Origin of the sequence: Streptomyces sp. NPDC002490 (genome assembly GCF_040296045.1) — a bacterium.
Taxonomy (GTDB): Bacteria; Actinomycetota; Actinomycetes; order Streptomycetales; family Streptomycetaceae; genus Streptomyces.
In genome coordinates, this window is sequence record NZ_JBEOWM010000082.1 from 1 (window position 1) to 17,503 (window position 17,503).

At 74.0% G+C, this 17,503-nt stretch carries 17 protein-coding genes; 4 read left to right on the forward strand and 13 right to left on the reverse strand.

What is annotated here, in order from left to right; translation table 11 throughout:
• Window positions 1–116 precede the first annotated feature (116 nt).
• The 11 genes from ABT092_RS29650 to ABT092_RS29700 form a co-directional block, all read right to left on the reverse strand.
• Window positions 117–719: a pilus assembly protein TadG-related protein gene (locus ABT092_RS29650; RefSeq protein ID WP_351249382.1), complete on the reverse strand. Its 603-nt coding sequence runs from the start codon at window positions 717–719 to the stop codon at window positions 117–119.
• Window positions 716–919 carry a hypothetical protein gene (locus ABT092_RS29655; RefSeq protein ID WP_351249352.1) on the reverse strand — a complete coding sequence of 68 codons (204 nt, stop codon included), beginning with the start codon at window positions 917–919 and terminating at the stop codon, window positions 716–718. The genes ABT092_RS29650 and ABT092_RS29655 overlap by 4 nt, the downstream gene beginning before the upstream one ends.
• A 105-nt stretch (window positions 920–1,024) precedes the next feature.
• A complete protein-coding gene (locus ABT092_RS29660; RefSeq protein WP_351249354.1) occupies window positions 1,025–1,828 on the reverse strand; it encodes a response regulator transcription factor in 804 nt (267 codons plus the stop codon).
• The gene (locus ABT092_RS29665) at window positions 1,818–3,176 is read right to left on the reverse strand and encodes a sensor histidine kinase (protein ID WP_351249356.1); all 1,359 of its coding nucleotides are present in this window, start codon (window positions 3,174–3,176) and stop codon (window positions 1,818–1,820) included. Before ABT092_RS29665 ends, ABT092_RS29660 begins: the two co-directional genes overlap by 11 nt.
• Complete coding sequence (locus ABT092_RS29670) at window positions 3,176–4,072, reverse strand: DUF5936 domain-containing protein (protein ID WP_351249358.1); 897 nt, start codon at window positions 4,070–4,072, stop codon at window positions 3,176–3,178. The genes ABT092_RS29665 and ABT092_RS29670 overlap by 1 nt, the downstream gene beginning before the upstream one ends.
• A 13-nt stretch (window positions 4,073–4,085) precedes the next feature.
• Entirely contained in the window at window positions 4,086–5,024 is a 939-nt protein-coding gene (locus ABT092_RS29675) for a type II secretion system F family protein (RefSeq protein ID WP_351249360.1), read from the reverse strand.
• Window positions 5,025–5,055: 31 nt separating this feature from the next.
• Window positions 5,056–6,402 (reverse strand): TadA family conjugal transfer-associated ATPase, encoded by a 1,347-nt coding sequence (locus ABT092_RS29680; RefSeq protein ID WP_351249362.1) that lies wholly within the window; start codon window positions 6,400–6,402, stop codon window positions 5,056–5,058.
• 46 nt (window positions 6,403–6,448) lie between these two features.
• On the reverse strand, window positions 6,449–6,832 hold the full coding sequence (locus ABT092_RS29685) for a TadE/TadG family type IV pilus assembly protein (protein WP_351249364.1): 384 nt from the start codon (window positions 6,830–6,832) through the stop codon (window positions 6,449–6,451).
• Window positions 6,829–8,448: a CpaE/TadZ family protein gene (locus ABT092_RS29690; protein ID WP_351249366.1), complete on the reverse strand. Its 1,620-nt coding sequence runs from the start codon at window positions 8,446–8,448 to the stop codon at window positions 6,829–6,831. The genes ABT092_RS29685 and ABT092_RS29690 overlap by 4 nt, the downstream gene beginning before the upstream one ends.
• Window positions 8,445–9,167 carry a Flp pilus assembly protein CpaB gene (gene cpaB / locus ABT092_RS29695; protein WP_351249368.1) on the reverse strand — a complete coding sequence of 241 codons (723 nt, stop codon included), beginning with the start codon at window positions 9,165–9,167 and terminating at the stop codon, window positions 8,445–8,447. Before cpaB ends, ABT092_RS29690 begins: the two co-directional genes overlap by 4 nt.
• A gap of 58 nt (window positions 9,168–9,225) precedes the next feature.
• The gene (locus ABT092_RS29700; protein WP_351249370.1) at window positions 9,226–10,230 is read right to left on the reverse strand and encodes a hypothetical protein; all 1,005 of its coding nucleotides are present in this window, start codon (window positions 10,228–10,230) and stop codon (window positions 9,226–9,228) included.
• Window positions 10,231–10,941: 711 nt separating this feature from the next.
• Here ABT092_RS29700 and ABT092_RS29705 point away from each other — a divergent pair.
• The 4 genes from ABT092_RS29705 to ABT092_RS29720 all read left to right on the forward strand — a co-directional run bounded on the left by ABT092_RS29705 (window position 10,942) and on the right by ABT092_RS29720 (window position 15,085).
• Window positions 10,942–12,681, forward strand: coding sequence for a chitinase (locus tag ABT092_RS29705; RefSeq protein WP_451364114.1), 1,740 nt, complete (start codon window positions 10,942–10,944; stop codon window positions 12,679–12,681).
• Between the two features lie 293 nt (window positions 12,682–12,974).
• Entirely contained in the window at window positions 12,975–13,478 is a 504-nt protein-coding gene (locus ABT092_RS29710; RefSeq protein ID WP_351249372.1) for a hypothetical protein, read from the forward strand.
• Window positions 13,479–13,532: 54 nt separating this feature from the next.
• Window positions 13,533–13,676 carry a hypothetical protein gene (locus tag ABT092_RS29715; RefSeq protein WP_351249374.1) on the forward strand — a complete coding sequence of 48 codons (144 nt, stop codon included), beginning with the start codon at window positions 13,533–13,535 and terminating at the stop codon, window positions 13,674–13,676.
• Window positions 13,677–13,759: 83 nt separating this feature from the next.
• Complete coding sequence (locus ABT092_RS29720; RefSeq protein WP_351249376.1) at window positions 13,760–15,085, forward strand: hypothetical protein; 1,326 nt, start codon at window positions 13,760–13,762, stop codon at window positions 15,083–15,085.
• A gap of 61 nt (window positions 15,086–15,146) precedes the next feature.
• Here the strand turns inward: ABT092_RS29720 and ABT092_RS29725 are convergent, their stop codons facing one another.
• Both ABT092_RS29725 and ABT092_RS29730 read right to left on the reverse strand, forming a co-directional pair.
• Complete coding sequence (locus ABT092_RS29725; protein ID WP_351249378.1) at window positions 15,147–16,478, reverse strand: Nramp family divalent metal transporter; 1,332 nt, start codon at window positions 16,476–16,478, stop codon at window positions 15,147–15,149.
• A gap of 128 nt (window positions 16,479–16,606) precedes the next feature.
• Complete coding sequence (locus tag ABT092_RS29730) at window positions 16,607–17,230, reverse strand: hypothetical protein (protein ID WP_351249380.1); 624 nt, start codon at window positions 17,228–17,230, stop codon at window positions 16,607–16,609.
• Window positions 17,231–17,503: the final 273 nt, after the last annotated feature.

Consider the following 17,503-nt stretch of genomic DNA (forward strand, 5'->3'; position numbering starts at 1 on the left):
TCCACCCCACCCCCCCCCACCCTCATCTACTCCTACCGTTGCTCCCACACTCCCCCCCCCCCCACGACTCTTCCGCCGGTCCCGTTACACCGGAGGTTCATGAGTGGAGTTCCCTTTCATTCGGCCAGATGCACGGAGAAGAAGACAGAGGCATCCGGCAAATCGCCAACGTGAAACTGGTCTGGATCAACAGCGAACAGTTCGCCGTCACAGTTGAGCTCAACCATCTGCGCGGGCGCGGCATCTGGATCGACATCGCATCGGGGCTTCAGTACGGCAGTCGCCCGAGCCTTGGCGTGCAGTGATTCCGTACCGGGAACGATGGAGTCCCCTGCCGCGTAGTTCGTCTCGATCTCCACCTGGTATCCGGAGAACCCGTTGACCATCACGTGCCCGAATCCGGTGACAGTGGCATCGTTCTGAGCTGCCAGCCGATCCGCTGCTGCCTGAGCTCCCGCACCGCGAAGGGGTGCTCCGTTCAACCACTCCAGCCAGTTCTCGTCCTGGCCAATGGATTCCTCAAGGCCGACGAGGAGTTCCTCCCTCGCCTCCTGGGCGGCGGCCAGGGCCGCCGCGTCGGCCGCCGATTGTGCGCCGTTGCGAGCAGCCGCCGCTTGCGCGAAGGCGAAGAACGCAAGCGCGGCGAACAGCACGATCACCGTCAACCACATGTAGATCGGCAGCGTCTGCCCCCGGTCACTGCGGTCGCTGCTCGTCAGCCTCCCAGGACGTCGCTCACTGCCTTCAGGATGCGGTCGGAGATCTTCCCGTCCAGCCCCAGTCCGTCGATCAGCGTGAAGATCCCCGCGATGATGATCAGCAGGCCCGCGTACTCCACGAAGCCCGCGCCGCGGTCGTGCAGGGGGCCGCGGAGGCGGGACGGGGCGAGGTGGCGCCAGGTGGCCAGGCGGGTCTTCATGGTGGGTCCTTCCCTCCGGGTGCTGTGCACGGCCGACCACGGAAAGGTACGGGACGGGGGCGGTGCGGCTCGTGGGCCCTGGGGCCCAACTCGCGGGTGGGCGGGTCAACGGGACCACCCCTCGCCCGGGGTGGCGGGAGCGGTGCCGAGCCAACGGGCGATGGCCTCGCTGCGGCTCGTGCTGTGCAGCTTCGCGAAGATGCGGTTGATGTGGTTCTTGACGGTCTTCTCGCTGATGAAACAGGCGGCGGCGATCTGGCGGTTGTTCATGCCGGACGCGATGAGGTCCATGACCTCCACCTCCCTGGAGCTGAGACCGAAGGCGAACGGGGCGGGTCCGTCACCGCGGGCGCCGGGTCCGTGGCTGCCCCGGGCCCGCCATGACTGTCCCACAAAGCGTTGCAGGCGCGAAGGGAGTTGGGAGGTTCCGGACGGCCGGGTGGGCGGGGGCGGCGCATTCGAGACGTCCGGCCCCGTGGGAGCCCCGGTCCCGGACCACACGTCCCGCGCCGACCGGGTGCAGGTGCCCCGGCCGTGCCGCACCTCCCGGACCGCGGTGAGGAGTTCCTCGGTGGTGAACTCGCCGTGCACCAGGTAGCCGCGGGCGCCCAGGTGGCGGGCCGCCCGGATGGTCTCCGGCTCCGTGCTGTAAGTGAGCATCAGGACCGGGGCCAGGCGGGCCAGGGCCGGTAAGGCGGCCAGCCCGTCCGTGTCGGGCATGCGGACGTCCAGCAGGACGACGTCGGGGCGGTGCCGGCGGACCTCGGTGAGCACCTCGGCGCCGTTGGTGGCCTCGGCGACCACGGTGACGTCCGGGTGGGCGCCGAGGAGGGCGGCGAGCCCGGCCCGGACCACGGGGTTGTCGTCGGTGACGACGACCCGTACGGCGGGCTGCTGCTCAACGGGCATGGTCGGCCTCCGGGAGCGGACGGGGAACGGGCCGGGGAAGGGTCAGGTGCACGGTGGTGCCGGGCGCCCCGGCGGGGGCCGGGGCGATGCGCAGGGCGCCGCCGAGCGCGGCGGCGCGCTCGGCCATGCCCAACAGGCCGAACCTGCCGCGGGCCCGGAGCGCGGCGAGGCGGGCGCAGTCCGGGGTGACGGGGCCGGTGCCCAGCCCGGAACCGTCGTCGGTGACGGAGACGGCGAGGGTCTCGGCGGCGAGGGTGACGGTGACCGTGACGTGGGTGGCGCGGGCGTGCCGGTGGGCGTTCTCCAGGGCTTCCGCGACGATGGTCGCCGTCTCGTGGACGACCCGGTCGGCGAGGGCGGGGCGCCGCAGGGGGTCGGGGTCGGTGCGCAGGGTGGCGGCCAGCCCGGTGCGGGTGCGGAAGTCGTCGACGAGGGCGTCCAGTTCGACGAGGAGGTCGGTGCCGGGACCGGTGGTGCCGCGCAGGTCGTGCAGGAGGGTGCGGGACTCGGCGGCGGCGCGGCGGGCGGCGCGGGCGACCTCCTCGGCGCGGTGGCGCAGGGTCTGCGGGTCGGTGCGGTCGGCGGTGGCCGCGAGGGCTTCGGCGGACAGGGCGAGGCCGTGCAGCGTCTTGGCGACGGAGTCGTGCATCTCGCGGGCGAGGCGGGCGCGTTCGGATTCGACGGCGTCGCGGACGGCGAGGTCGGCGTGGGCCTCGGCGAGGGCCCGGGTGGCGGAGCCGAACCGGAACATCAGGTTGCGCAGGGTCACCCCGATGATGCCGGCGGCGACGCAGAAGCCGGCGAGCAGGGCGGTGCTGGAGGCGCTGCCGGGGCGGGTCTCCCAGGCGCGGTAGGCGGTGAGCAGGGCGACGATCTGGAGGCCGGTGAAGACGCCGGCGCCGCGCCAGCCGTAGAGCAGGCCGGCGAGCAGCGGGGTGCACACGGCGACGTAGCCGAGGGGCGAGGCGGGTGAGGCGGTGAGCAGGAGGATCGAGCCGACGAGCAGGTCGAGGCCCATGAGGGTGGGGTGGGCGAGGACGCGGGGGCCGAAGCGTTCCCAGTCGCGGAGCATGGCGTAGGAGCCCATGAAGCCGAGGACGCCGGCGGCGAGGACGGCGTACCGGGGGGCGCCGTCGGCGGCCCCGCTCATGGCGAAGGGCACCCCGAGCGCGATGACGGCGAGGCGGGCGCCGAAGACCTGGCGGCACAGGGCCTGGAGGGCGCTGAGTTGGATGCGGAGACTGGGCGGCGGGGCGTCGTCCTCTATGGCGGACGGCCAGGGGCCGGGCCGGGTGGCGAGGGGGGAGCCGGGGCGGCGGAGGGGGCGCGGGGGCCGGGCGGGCGGCATCAGGGGCCCAGGAGGGAGCCGAAGTCGGTGCCGGAGCCGAGGAACATGCCGGCGGCGATGAGGATCATGGTGGCGGGGAGCATGAAGACCAGGGTGACGACGGTGGCCTTGGGGATGGTCTTGGCGGCCCGCCGGCGGGCGTTCTGGGCGTCGGTGCGGCGCATGTCGGCGGCGATCTGGATGAGGGTCTCGGCGATCGGGGAGCCGAGTTCCTCGCCCTGCTGGAGGGCGGAGACGAACTGGGCGACCTGTTCGGAGTCGTTGCGGCGGCGCAGTTCGTCGAAGGCCTGGCGACGGCTGACGCCCATGTCCATCTGGCGCAGGGCGATGCGCAGTTCGTCGGCCCAGGGGCCCTCGTAGCGTTCGGCGACCCGGTCGAGGGCCTGGCGGAAGCCGAGTCCGGCGGAGACGACCACGGCGAGGACGTCGAGGAAGTCGGGCAGGGTGCGGTCGATGACGGCGCGCCGGTCGCGGACGGCCTGCCAGATGAGGAGGTCGGCGGCGAGGACGCCGAAGGCGAGGGTGAGGGCGGCGAAGAGGGTCTGGCCGTTGGTGAGGAAGACGGTGCCGAGGACGACGCCGAAGACGCCGTAGACGGCGCGGCGGGCCGCGTAGCGGTCGAGGGTGAGTCCGCCGGGGTTGCCGGCCATGTCGATGCGGCGGCGTTTGGCGGCGACGCGTTTGGGGCCCATCAGGCGCAGCACCAGCGGGGCGAGGCGCATGCCGAGCCGGTCGACGGCGGCGTCGGGGGTGGAGACCCGGCTGCCGCCGACCTCCAGGGCGAGGGCGAGGTCGCCGGGGAGTTCGGTCTCGCTGCGGTACATGCGCAGGCCGAGGAGGGCGCCGAGCACGGCGGTGCCCGCGAGGGCGGCGAGGAGCAGGGCCGTCAGCGGCATCGGGGCGGGTACCTCACACTTCGATCTTGCCGAGGCGGCGGATGGCGAAGAAGCCGACGGCGTAGAGGCCGAGGGCGATCAGCACCAGGACCTGGCCGACCGGGGAGGAGGTCACCCGGGTGAGGGCGCCCTCGTTGGAGGAGTTGACGAGGAGGAGGGAGCCGAGGCCGAGCAGCGGGACGGTGAAGGCGGTGGCGTTGACCTCGGAGAGCATGGTGCGCACTTCGCGTCGGGTCTCCTTGCGGTCCTCCAGGGTCTGGGTGAGGTTGCGCAGGGAGCTGACGACGGCGCCGCCGGCCTTGTTGGACAGCACGAGGGTGGTGACCAGGACGACGAGTTCGCGGGAGGGCAGGCGGCGGGCGAGTTCGCCGAGGGCGTCGTCGACGGAGCGGCCGAGGGCCAGTTGGTCGGCGACGCGGGAGAGTTCCTCGCCGGCGGGCGCTTCGAGTTCCTCGGCGGCCATGGCCAGGGAGGTGCGCAGGGCGAGTCCGGCGGCGGTGGCGTTGGCGAGCAGCCGGGCGACGTCGGGGAGTTGGTTGATGAAGGCTTCGATGCGCTTCTGGCGCTGCCAGTTGAGGAAGAGGGCGGCGCCCCACACGCCGACGGCGGCGGCGATCGGGCCGAAGAAGGGCGCGAGGGCGGAGGCGGCGATCAGCCAGAGGGCGGTGGTGGCGGCGAGGGCGTAGCTGAGGAACTCGCCGGGGGTGAGGTCGAGTCCGGTGGCGGAGAGCCGGTGGCCCACGGTGCGGCCGAGGCGGGTGCGGCGCAGTCGGCGGTCAACGGCGGCGAAGCGGCGGGCGCGGCTGGCGGTGCCGTGGACGGGGCCGCCGGAGAGCCGGTCGACGAGGGCGCGGCGTTGGGCGCGGCCGGTGGCCCAGCTGTGGAGTCCGGCGGTGGCGAGGGCGCAGCCGAGGAGGGTGGCGCCGAGGGCGAGGAGGGCGGGGTCGGTCACGCCGGCCTCCCCGGGGTGTGCGGGGCGTGGTTCATGCGAGGGCCTGCCGGGTGTGGGGGGCGGCGGGGCCGTCGGAGGCGACGCCGAAGGCGGGCGGGACGGGTTCGCTGGCGACGTACAGCTTCTCGGCGACGGCGCGGGGCAGCGGGAGGTGTGCGAAGTGGCCGTGCACGGTGCGGTCGGGGCCGGGTGGTCGGGGGACGAACCGGGAGACGGTGGCGGTGCGGAAGGCTTCGCGGCCGTGGGAGACGAGGAGGGCGATCTCGACGATGCGGCGGGAGCCGTCGGCGTGTCGGGCGAGTTGGACGACGACGTCGACGGCGGAGTTGATCTGGTCCTTGAGCGCTTCGAAGGGGATGCTCACCTCGGACATGGAGCCGAGGGTCTGGAGGCGCATGAGGGCGTCTTCGGCGCTGTTGGCGTGGACGGTGGCCAGGGAACCGTCGTGGCCGGTGGACATGGCCTGGAGCATGTCGAGGGTCTCGCCGCCGCGGACCTCGCCGACGATGATGCGGTCGGGGCGCATGCGGAGGCTGTTGCGGACCAGGTCGCGGATGGTGATGTGGCCCTTGCCCTCGACGTTCGGGGGGCGGGACTCCAGTCGGATGACGTGGTCCTGTTGGAGTTGGAGTTCGGCGGAGTCCTCGATGGTGATGATGCGTTCGTGGCTGGGGATGAGGCCGGAGAGCGCGTTGAGCAGGGTGGTCTTCCCGGAGCCGGTGCCGCCGCTGACGATGAGGTTGAAGCGGGCGCGGACGAACGCGGAGAGCAGCATCAGCATCGGTTCGTCGAGGGAGCCGAGGGCGATGAGTTCGGGGAGTGCGTAGGCGCGGGGGAAGCGGCGGATGGTGAGGGTGGGGCCGGTGAGGGAGAGCGGGGGGATGATGACGTTGACGCGTTCGCCGGTGGGGAGGCGGGCGTCGACCATGGGGTGGGACTCGTCGACGCGTCGGTTGACGGTGGAGACGATGCGCTCGATGGTCTGCATGAGCTGTTCCTCGGAGGCGAAGCGCAGCGGGAGCTGTTCGACGCGTCCGCCGCGTTCCACGAACACCGCGTCGGGCCCGTTGACCATGATCTCGGTGATGGTGGCGTCGGCGAGGAGGGGTTCGAGGACGCCGAGGCCGAGGGCTTCGTCGACGACGCGGCGGATGAGCTGGGTGCGTTCGGCGGTGGAGAGGACGGGCCCCTCGCGGCTGATGAGGTGGCCGAGGACGCGTTCGAGGCGGAGCCGGCGGTCCGCCGCGGTCAGCGAGGACATCTCGGCGAGGTCGATCTCTTCGAGGAGTTTGGCCCGGTAGACGGCGACGAGGTGGCCGTCCTCGCGCGGGGTGCCGGGTTCCCTGGGGGTGATCGCCAGGCGGGACCTCAGGCTCATGGGCTGTTCCTCCTTCCGTTCGGGTGGGTGGCGGGCGGGGTGCGGGTCACTCGTCGGTGGGCATGGTGACCGTGCGGGTGATGTGCCAGCCGTCGCCGGCGAACGGGACGAGCAGGGGGACGCTCACGGTGACGGTGGCCCGGGAGAGCTCGCCCTCTTCGCTGGGAGCGACGTCGGCGTCGAGGCCGTCGTCCATGGCGGCGTGTCCGGCGGCCTCGCCGGCGGCGCTGCCCTCCTGGGCGGTGACCCGGGCGGCGGCGCGGGCGCCGGAGCCGGCCTGGCCGGCCGCGTAGCCGACGAGGCCGAGTTGGACGGCGGCGAGGCCGACGAGGAGCAGGATCGGCAGGAACCCGGCGAACTCCAGGGTGCTGACGCCCCGGTCGTCCGCGGGTGGGCGCGGCGGGGCGGCGGGGCGGCGGGGCGCGGTCACCGGGTGCCGTCCTCGGCCGCGGCGCCGGCTTCGGCGTCGACGGTCCAGCCGGTGGTGACGCCGGGGAAGAGGACGGGGACGGGGGCGGTGACGTCGGCCCGCCACACCAGCCCGTCTCGGGAGCAGGACACGTCGGCGTCCTGCCAGGCGGCGGGGAGGTGCTGTTTGCCGGCGGCGACGCAGGCGTCCTGGCCGCCGGCGCCGAACGCGGCGGCGGCGGTCGCGGCCCGGGCGGCCTCGTCGGCGGCGTTGCCGGCGAGGGAGAACGTGTACCCGTACAGCGCGCACTGCCACAGCAGGGCGAGGACGGCGAGGAGCAGCGGGAAGGTGCCGGCGAACTCCAGGGTGACCGCGCCCCGGTCGCCGGCGGGGCCGCGGCGGCGCAGGGCGAGCGTGCCGCGGTCGCCGCCGGGGCGGCGTCTGCGGTGGCCGGGTCCGGGGGTGTCGGCGGCGATCAGGTCGAGCTCGGCGGCGAGGGTCCACAGCGCCTGTTTGACGGTGGACTTGTGGTCGAGGTCGTGCACCCGGCCGGCGTCCACCACCGCGTGGAGTTCCTTGAACTGGGCGGGGACGGTGGTGCGGGCGACCCGGGTGTCGGTGACGCGGGCGACGAGGGACGCCTGGATCTCGGTGCCGCGGCCGTGGCGGTTGATGACGGTGGTGGTGTCCTCGGCCTTGCGGATCTGGAGCCGGTCCCAGAGGCGGACCATGCGTTTGGCGGCGCGGACGGCGATGACGTCGGGGGTGACCAGCAGCAGGGCCCGGTCGGAGAGTTCGACGGCGGCGGCGCCGGCGGCGCTCATCTGGGTGCCGCAGTCGATGACGACCAGGTCGTAGCGGCTGCGCAAGGCGGCGACGACCTGGCGGGCGACCCGGTCGGTGACCTCTTCGCCGCGTTCCCCTTCGGCAGGGGCGAGCAGCAGGGCGAGCCCGCTCTCGTGGGTGAAGACGGCCTCGTGGAGGACGCGGGCGTTGATGTCCTTGATGGCGGCCAGGTCGGCGATGGAGCGGCGGAACTGGACGTCGAGGTAGGCGGCGACGTCACCGGCCTGGAGGTCGAGGTCGACGAGGGCGACGGAGCGTCCGCCGGAGCGGGCGGCGAGGGCGAGTTGGACGGCGGTGAGGGTGGTGCCGACGCCGCCCTTGGCGCCGGTGACGCTGATCACGGTGCCGCCGGGGCCGCCGTGGGGGGTGTCGCCGGTGCCGAGGTGGCGCCGCATTCCGCTGGCCCAGCCGGCGGCGGCCTGGACGCGTTCGGCGAGGGCGTCGTGGTCGAGGGGAAGGCCGACGATCCCGCGGACCCCGGAGTCCATGGCGGCGGTCAGCACGCCGGGGGAGGTGTCGGCGGTGACGAGGAGGACGCCGACGGACGGGTAGCGTCCGACGATCTCGCGGATCAGTTGGGGGACGGGCGCGGGGCCGATGCGTTCGTGGACGAGGACGACCTCGGGGAGTTCGTCGAGGGATTCCGCGGCGAGCCGGCCGAGGGTGTCGAGGAGCGCGGCCGTGTCGCCGACGGGCAGCGCGGCGTCGGTGTCGGGGAGTTGGCCGAGCAGCGAGGTCAGGGCGCGGGCGGATTCCAGGTCGCCCACGGCGGGCAGCACACGGATGCTCATCGCGAAGGCTCCTGGAGTTCCTCGTCGAGGACGTACCTGCGGTCGCCGGGTGCCGCGTCGGTGCCGCCGCCGGGGGCGACGAGGGCGAGTCGGACGTGGGTGGCGAAGGATTCGGCGTAGGCGACGCGTTGGGCGTCGGCGGTGCCGAGGGCGAAGGTGATGGGCACGGCCTCGGCGGTGCGGCGGGTGCGGTCGCGGCCGTCCGGGTCGAGGGCGGTGAGCTTGCCGACGTCGATGACCTTGGCCTTCTCGACGATGAGCCGGGACTGGTCGGGGGTCTTGTCGTCCTCGCCCTCGAAGGTGGCGTAGATGTTGACGCTGGCGCCGGGGGTGATCTTGCCGGCGACCCCGGTGGCCGCGTCGATCATGATGGCGATCTCCTGCTGTCCGCGGGCGAGCGCCGGCCGGTCGACGATCATGTCGCTCTGCAACAGGGAGCCGGCCTTCAGTCGGGTGACGGCGATCTTGCCGCGGATGGCGGCGAGGTCGGTGACGGCGTTCTTCGACAGCCACCGCTCCGGCATGCTGACCCGTTCGAACTGGTCGCCGGTGAGCGTCTTGTACGGGGCGATGTCGTCCTTGAGGCGGTAGGCGGTGAGCTCGGGTCCGACCTTGGTCCGCACGTCGCGGATCACGGCCAGCACCCCGGCGAAGGCGCCGAGGGCGCACAGCACCGAGAGGACCAGCAGGATGACGCCGCGGCGCTGGCGTGAGTTCATGGCCGGACTACCTCGATCGGAGACGGGGGCGAGCGGACGACGGGGCGGGCGGGGCGGTTCAGCCGGGGCGGCCGGTGAGGGCCGCCCGGGTGGTGGCCGGCGTGCCGAGCGCGGGGGCGGCCCGGGGGGCGCCGCGGACGGCCCGGGGGCGGGGGTCGGGCGGGGGGACGAGGGGCGCGGAGCAGAAGCCGCAGCGGTCGCCGATGAGTTCCAGCCCGCACCAGTGGCACCGTTCGCGGCGGACGGAGGAGACGAGTTGGTGGAGCACGGAGACGTCCCCGATGGCGGCGGCGAACTCGACGACCTTGCCGGTGCCCCACCAGCGGGCGGAGTCGGCGGGCAGCCGGGTCTCGGTGAGTCCCTGGACGCGCCAGGAGGGGGCGAGCGTGCCGGTGACCCAGTCGGGGGCGAGCTGTCCGGCCGCGGTCACCATGCGGGTGCCGAAGGCGGGCCCGGTGAGGGCGGGGGCGTCGCCGGCGGTCGGGGCGGCGCCCAGCCGGACGAGTTCGGCCTGCGGGGTGGCGAGGACCGCGAACTGGGAGCCGGGCACCCAGGACCTGGTGTGGGAGGTGAGGTCGACGGGCACCCGGTCGAGCCGGGCGACGGAGCCGAGCAGCGCACCGGCGTAGATGTAGTGCGCGAGTAACCGGGCGGCGGAGGCGAGCACTCCGGGGCTGAAGTCGCACAGCGAGAGTTGACGGAGTTGGAGGGCGAGCGCGGCGAGGCCGAGCGGCGGCAGGTCGGGGCGGAGCAGGGCGACCCGGTCGGTCTCCAGGACGGAGCGCACGGTGTGCAGCCGGTGGACCACGGCGGCCGGCGCGGAGGCCGGGCACAGCACGATGACGTGGCCGTGGTGCTCGATCAGGGCGTGCAGGTCGGTGAGGGAGCGTTCGAGGTCGTGCCCGGCCGCGGCGCGGGCCCGACGGGCGACCCGCCCCACGGCGCGTTCCCCGCGGCGCCGGTCTGGCCGGGCCGCGCACGGGAGGACGACGGCGGCGGGCGTGTGTCGGTCCGGGGCGGGCAGCACCAGGTCAGGGCTGGTGACGGCTATCGCGGTCGGCACCCGCACACCCCCGTTTCCGCCCGGCGGCGTGGTCGCCCGGCCGCTCTCACGCACCACTGTGACGCCACTCCCCTACCCACTATCCCGACTGCTTCTGCACCATATCCACGGCACGGCCCGCTCAACACCCGATCTCACCAGATGAGTTCACGAGCGGTGGGAACGCCTTGACGCGGGGTGAAGCGGAATTCACTGTTCCAGCACGCTGGCCCCGCCCTGCCGGGCCGTACGGCACCACCGCCTCCGACGGTACCCGGAAGCGGAATCCAGCACGCCGCCGAAGGCCGCCGCGGAGCGACCCCCGCCCGCTACCGTCGGCGCACCCGGACCGGGGCACCACCCAGCGCACCCGGCATCCATAAGCGAGCCATAAGAGAAGTTCAAGCCAGGCATAACACCCCTTACCCCTACGGCTTTTGGGACATTCTCAGCTGGCACGGGGCCATGTCGGAGGTATTGACAACTCCGATTGGTCTGGACCAACTTGGACGGGAACGGCGGCCGTTCCGCAACGCCGACCGCCGGACGGACACCCACCCGTCCGGGCCCCACCCGTCGTTCGCACGTTCGCACCGCGCACGTCACGCGTCGTACAAGGTTTCGCCGTCCCACAAGCTCCGACCGTCCGCAGCACGCCCCCACACCCGGCGTCGAGTGACCCGTGCCCACCCGGCTTACTCGTTTCGCCACCACCCCCACCGGAGGCAGCCAGTGATCCGTCGCTCCCCCCTTGCCGCGTCCGCGGGCAGAGGCTCCCGCATCCCCCGCCGGGCCTGGGCCGGTGCCCTGTCCGCGGCGCTCGCCGCGTCCACGCTGACCCTGACCGGCCTGGCCACCGAGGCCGCCGCGGCCGACGTCAACAACGCCAAGAACCCCGGTTTCGAGTCGGGCCTGGCCAACTGGGCCTGCTCCTCGACCACCGGCTCCGCCGTGTCCACCCCGGTCCGCACCGGCACCGGCGCCCTGAAGGCGTCCCCCGCCGGCCACGACAACGCCCGCTGTACCCAGGCCGTCGCCGTGAAGCCCAACTCGACCTACACCCTGAGCGCCTGGGTGCAGGGCGGACTGGCCTACCTCGGGGCCAGCGGGACCGGCACCACCGACGTGTCGACCTGGACCGCCGACTCCGCCGGCTGGAAGCAGCTGACCACCACCTTCACCACCGGCGCCACCACCACGTCCGTCACCGTGTACACGCACGGCTGGTACGGCGCCGCGGCCTACCTCGTCGACGACGTCTCCGTGTTCGGCCCGGACGGCGGGGGCGGCAACGGCGAGGAGCCGGTCATCCCGGTGCCGCCCACCGGCGTCGCGGTCGGCGGCGCCACCAAGACCTCCCTCGACGTGTCCTGGAAGCCCGTGCCGAACGCCGCGAGCTACCACGTCTACCGCGAGGACGGCACCAAGGTGCAGACCGTGTCGGGCGCCTCGGCGGTCGTCACCGGGCTCGCCCCGGACACCGAGTACGGCTTCCAGGTCTCGGCGGCCAACGCGGCCGGCGAGTCGGTCAAGTCCACCCCCGTGGTGCGCGGTCGGACCCTCAAGGAGGGCGGCAACGGGGGCGGCGTGCCCAAGCACGCCATCACCGGCTACTGGCAGAACTTCAACAACCAGGCCACCGTCCAGACGCTCGCCCAGGTCCAGGACGCCTACGACATCATCGCCGTCTCCTTCGCGGACGCCACCAGCACCCCGGGCGCGGTGTCCTTCACCCTGAACTCGGCCCAGCTCGGCGGCTACACCGACGCCCAGTTCCGCGCCGACGTCAAGGCCAAGCAGGCCGCGGGCAAGAAGGTCATCATCTCGGTCGGCGGCGAACTCGGCACCGTCCGCGTCAACGACGCCACCTCCGCGACCAACTTCGCGAACTCCGTGCACGCGCTGATGCAGTCGTACGGCTTCGACGGCGTGGACATCGACCTGGAGAACGGCCTCAACGCCACCTACATGACCCAGGCGCTGCGCCAGCTGTCGGCGAAGGCGGGCCCCTCGCTCGTCCTCACCATGGCCCCGCAGACGATCGACATGCAGTCCACCGCGGGCGAGTACTTCAAGACGGCGCTGAACGTGAAGGACATCCTCACCGTCGTCAACACCCAGTACTACAACAGCGGCGCCATGCTCGGCTGCGACGGCAAGGTCTACAGCCAGGGCACGGTCGACTTCATCACCGCCCTCACCTGCATCCAGGTCGAGAACGGCCTCGACCCCTCGCAGGTGGGCATCGGCCTGCCGGCCTCCACCCGCGCGGCGGGCGGCGGCTACGTGGCCCCCTCGGTGGTCAACAACGCCCTGGACTGCCTGACCAAGCTCACCAACTGCGGTTCCTTCAAGCCCGCCCGGGCCTACCCGGCGCTGCGGGGCGCGATGACCTGGTCGACCAACTGGGACGCCACGGCGGGCAACGCCTGGTCGAACGCGGTCGGTCCGCACATCCGCACCCTGCCCTAACGGGCTCACCGTCGGCGGTCATCGGGCCCCACACCGGTGACCGCCCGGGAAACCGCCCCTCCGGGTGAACCGTGCACCCCCACGCGCACGACGCTCACCCCCCGCTGCGCCGCCCGTCCCCGGGCGGCGCAGCGGTGCGTTCCGGCCCCGTCGACCTCCGCGGCACCGGTGCCCGTGGCGGGCCGGACGTGCGAGCATCGAGGGATGCCCGACGACGACACCCGCCCCGCCCCGGAGAACCCCGGGAAGGACGCCGAGGTCCACCCCGCGCCCCCGGCCGACGGGCGGGCCCGATGACGCTGAGGCACCCGACCCTCGGTTACGCGATCACCGTGCTGCACTCCGTGCCGGACGACGCCTGGTACCTGGAACTCGACGTCGTCCGGGGGCAGCGGGCCCTGGTGACCGCGATCGTCCCGGACGAGGACCCGGCACGGGAGCCCACGGTGTGCTTCGACCCCCGGGGACGGCACCTGGACGTGCCGTACGAGGTGCTGCGGTGGTTCCTGCACCACGTGGACGAGGAGATCCGGACCTCCCGCACCTGGATGCGGCTGCGCCCCGACCTGGTGGCGGTCGTCCACCGGCTGCGCGGGGAGCACCTGGGCGTCGTCTCGGACGCCGACTTCCCCGCCGTCCTCGCCGAGGTCCGCGCCGTCGTCCCCGCGGTCGACCTCCCCGTCGTCCTCGCCGCCGCCTTCGGACGGCATCCGGACGGCACCGTCCTGGAGTCCACCCGGGCGTTCGCGCTCGTCCACGCGGCCGCCGCCGGCGACGAACCGCCGCGGGCCGTGTGACAGGCTCGGCCCACGAGGATCGCCGCGGCCCAACTGACCTGCCTTCCCGGTGACGTGCCCGGCAACGTCCGCCGGATCACCGCGCTCGCCGCCTCGGCCCGCGCGCAGGGCGCCGCGGTGTGGGGCCCGGACGGCGCCCTGCTCACCGAGGCCGACGACCGCACCCCCGCTGTGGTGACCGCGGACGTCGACGCCTGAGCGAAAATCCCGCGCCCCGTGGCGCACCCAGCGCCTACGCTCGCCCCGGAACGACACACACGGGTCGGGAAGGAGCGGCTGACATGACGGACGAGGTTGACTACCGGGGCGGGGCGGCAGCCGCCGAACGACTGGCCGGGGGCGCGGCGTTGCCGCAGGCCCTGCCCGTCCCCGGCCCCCGGGGCTGGCTGGCCCTGGACGTCGGCGCGCGCCGGTACGAGTCGTACGGGTCCGCGGACCCGGGCTGGGAGCGGGTCGCCCCGCTCCCCGCCGACCTCTCGACGCTGGACGACGGCCGCCTCGCACTCGCCCTGTGCCACCGCAACGGGTTCGTCCGCGAGGCCGCCCTGGAGGCGGCGCGGGGTCGCCCGGCGCTGCTGCCGCTGGTGGTGATCCGCTGCGCGGACTGGGTGGAGGCGGTACGGGAGCGGGCCCGGCGGCTGCTGGCCGGGGCCCTGACCGCCGGGCACGCCCGGGACCTGGCCCCCCTGATCCTGCTGGCCGCCCGGGGCGAACGGGGCGGCTTCGCCGTCGGGTTGCTGAGCGAGGCGCTGCGCGGGGCGGACCGGGACCAGTGGGCCGCCCAACTCGCCGCCCCCGACCGGGCGACCCGACGGTTCGCCCACCGGCTGGCGCTGGCGGAGGGTCGGCTGTCCCCCCTCCAACTGGCCAGCACCGCCGCCCGCCGGGCCGAGGATCCGGTGCTCCAGGACCTGTGTGCGACGGCCGCCCTGGCCGCGCTGCCGGACGGGCCCGGGGCGTACGGGGGCGAGTTCGACGAGGTGGTGGAGTCCCTGTTGTCGGCGCGCAACCCGCGCTGCCGCGCGGCCGGGGTGACCGCCCTGCGGCGGGCCGGCCGGGGTGATGGGGCGGAGTCCTTCCTCGCCGACCGTTCGCCCCTGGTGCGGGCCTGCGCCCGCTACGTCCTCAAGCGGACCGGGGCCGATCCGGCGGTGCGCTACCGGGAGGCCGTCCGCACCCCGGACGGCCTCCCGGGCCCGCCGCCGGGGGCGGTGGTGGGGCTCGCCGAGTGCGGGGACCCTCGGGACGCCGCGCTGCTGTGGCCGTTGGTGGCGCACCCGGTGCCGGCCGTCCGGGCCCGGGCGGTGGAGGGGTTGCGGCTGCTGGACCGGGTGGACCGGGAGCGGTTGCGCCCCCTGCTCGACGATCCCGCCCCGGCGGTGGTGCGGGAGGCGACGGCGTCCCTGCTGTCCTGCGCCCGCGACCTGCCCCCCGGGTGGCTGCTGGACCGGGTGGGCCCCGACCGGCCCCGGCACGTGCGGCTGGCCGCGCTCCGACTGCTGGCGGCGGGCGGCGGGGCGCAGGACCTGCGCGCGGCCCTCGTGCTGGTGGCGGACGCCGACCCGAAGCTGCGTGCCGTCGTCGAGCGGGCGGCCGGGCTCCGCTGACCGCCGGCCCGGGAGGGGTACCGCGCCCGCCCGGCGGAGGGGGCCGCACGCCGCGGGGACCTCAGAAGAAGTCCCCCCAGGGCTGGTCCACCACCTGCTTGACGCACAGCACCACGAACAGCAGCCCGGCCAGGCACAGCATCAGGTTGCTGAGCGGGCCGTTGCGCCACTCGCGGGGCGTGCGGTCGGAGTTGAGCAGCCAGACGAGGGTGAGCGCCAGGAACGGCAGGAAGGCGGCGCCCAGCACTCCGTACAGGATCACCAGCCGGAACGGCTGCCCCTGGAACAGCAGCACCATCGGCGGGAAGGTCAGCCACAGCAGGTAGCCGCGGAAGGCCCGGGACCGCTGCCGCTCGCCGGAGGCCACCGACTCACCGCTGCCGCGCCCCGCCCCGTCCCCGCGCAGCCGGGCGACGAAGTCGGCGAACATCAGGCTGACGCCGTGCCAGACGCCGATCAACGAGGTGAACGAGGTGGCGAAGAAGCCGATCAGGAACAGCTTCGCGGTGGCGCCGCCGTAGCGGTCCTCCAACACCTCCGACAGGTCGAGGAGTCCGCGCTCCCCGCCGGCGATGGCGACGCCCGAGGAGTGCAGGAGTTCCGCGCCCACGAACAGCATCGCGACCACGAACACCCCCGTGGTGGCGTACGCCACCCGGTTGTCCAGCCGCATGGTCCGCATCCAGCCGGGACCCGTCCAGCCCTTGGCGTTGACCCAGTACCCGTAGGCGGCCAGGGTGATCGTCCCGCCCACGCCGCCGATCAGGCCGAGCGTGTTGAGGACGGAGTCCTTCTCGTCGGGCAGGACGGGGAGGAGTCCGGCGAAGGCGTCCGCGAGGTTCGGGGTCACCCGCACGGCGAGGTACACCGTCACCAGGAACATGACGCCCACCAGGACCGTCATCGCCTTCTCGAACACGGCGTACCGGTTGAACCAGACGAACGCCAAGCCGACCAGCCCGCACAGCACGCCCCAGGTCTCCAGGGACCAGCCGTCGGGGAAGAGGGCCTGGAGCGGGAGGGCGCTGGAGGCCATCGCGGCGGCCCCGTACACGAAGCCCCAGACGACCACGTACACGGCGAAGAACGCGGTGGTCCAGCGGCCCAGGCTGTGCCATCCGTCGAACAGGGTGCGTCCGGTGGCGAGGTGCCAGCGGCCGGCGGCTTCGGCCAGGGAAATCTTGACCAGGCAGCCGAGGACGGCCGCCCACAGCAGGGTGTATCCGAAGTTGCTGCCGGCGATCAGGGTCGCCACCAGGTCGCCGGCGCCGACGCCGGTCGCCGCGACCACGATGCCGGGTCCGATGTGGCGCCAACTCGACCGGCGCGGCGGGGGGTCGGAGGGATCCGGTGCGGTTGCGGGGGTGCCCGGGGTCTCGCTCGTCTCGGCCATCCCTCCAAGGAAGCGCAGACCCCCCGGTCGCACAACCCCCCGTGGTGGCAGTCGGTTCGGCGCCTCGGACGGGGGCGCGCGCGACGGACGGCGTGCGCCGGCCCGAAGGGGACGGCGCACGCGCGGGTTCAGTCCTTCGCCCGGGGCGGCTTCTGCGCCGTGGACTCCTCGGCCGGCGCCTCCGCGGTCTTCGCGTCGTCCGCGCTGCCCTCGGAGTCTTCCGCGCCCTCGTCGAACCAGGCGTCCAGCGCCGCGTCGAGTTCCTCGACCCATCGGGCGAGTTCGCCCTTGGAGCGGGCGTGCACCTCGTTGGGGTACCAGCGGCGGTCCGGGGTGTGGACGTACAGGGTCAGCCGGCGCGGGAAGCGGCCGGTGGTGACCTCGACGGCGCCGATCTCGTCCCAGGTCCACTCGGCGGCCTGGTCGTCCAGGGTGAACCGGACGCCGGTGCCGTCCACGGCCATGGACCCGCGCCGGTCGGACGCTTCGAACGCCGGCCCCTCGGGCACGGCGGACCCGGCCCCGGCTGCGGGCTCGCCGGCACCGGATGCCGGTTCGGACGGTACGGAGTCCGCCGGCTCGACGGCGGGCTCCCCTGGCGCGGGGGGCTCGCCCCGGTCCGGATCGTCTCCGGCCGGGCGGGCCGCACCCGGCTTGCTGACGGCGACGGGCGTCGCGATGCCGGGGACGTGCGCCGGGTCGATGGCGGCGGCGTCGACGAGTGAGGGGTTCTTGCCTATGGGCTGCTCCACGGTCCCGCAGTATGGCCGAGATTCCTGTGCCGTGCATGGGCGGGGGCCCGATCGTGACCGGTGCGTCCGGTAAAGCGGGGTTCCGGGGGCGGCAAAGGCTGGACAAAGACGCTGCGTGCGGTGGGCACGGCGGAGCCGGCCGGCGGTCCGGCCGCCGGCCGGGACGGTCGGGGACCCCCGCGTGTCGCGGAACGGGGGAAGGACCGTCCGGGCGCCCCCCAGGGGGAAGGGGGGGGCCCGCCCCCGGGGGGCCCCGGCGGGCTGGGCCCCCCC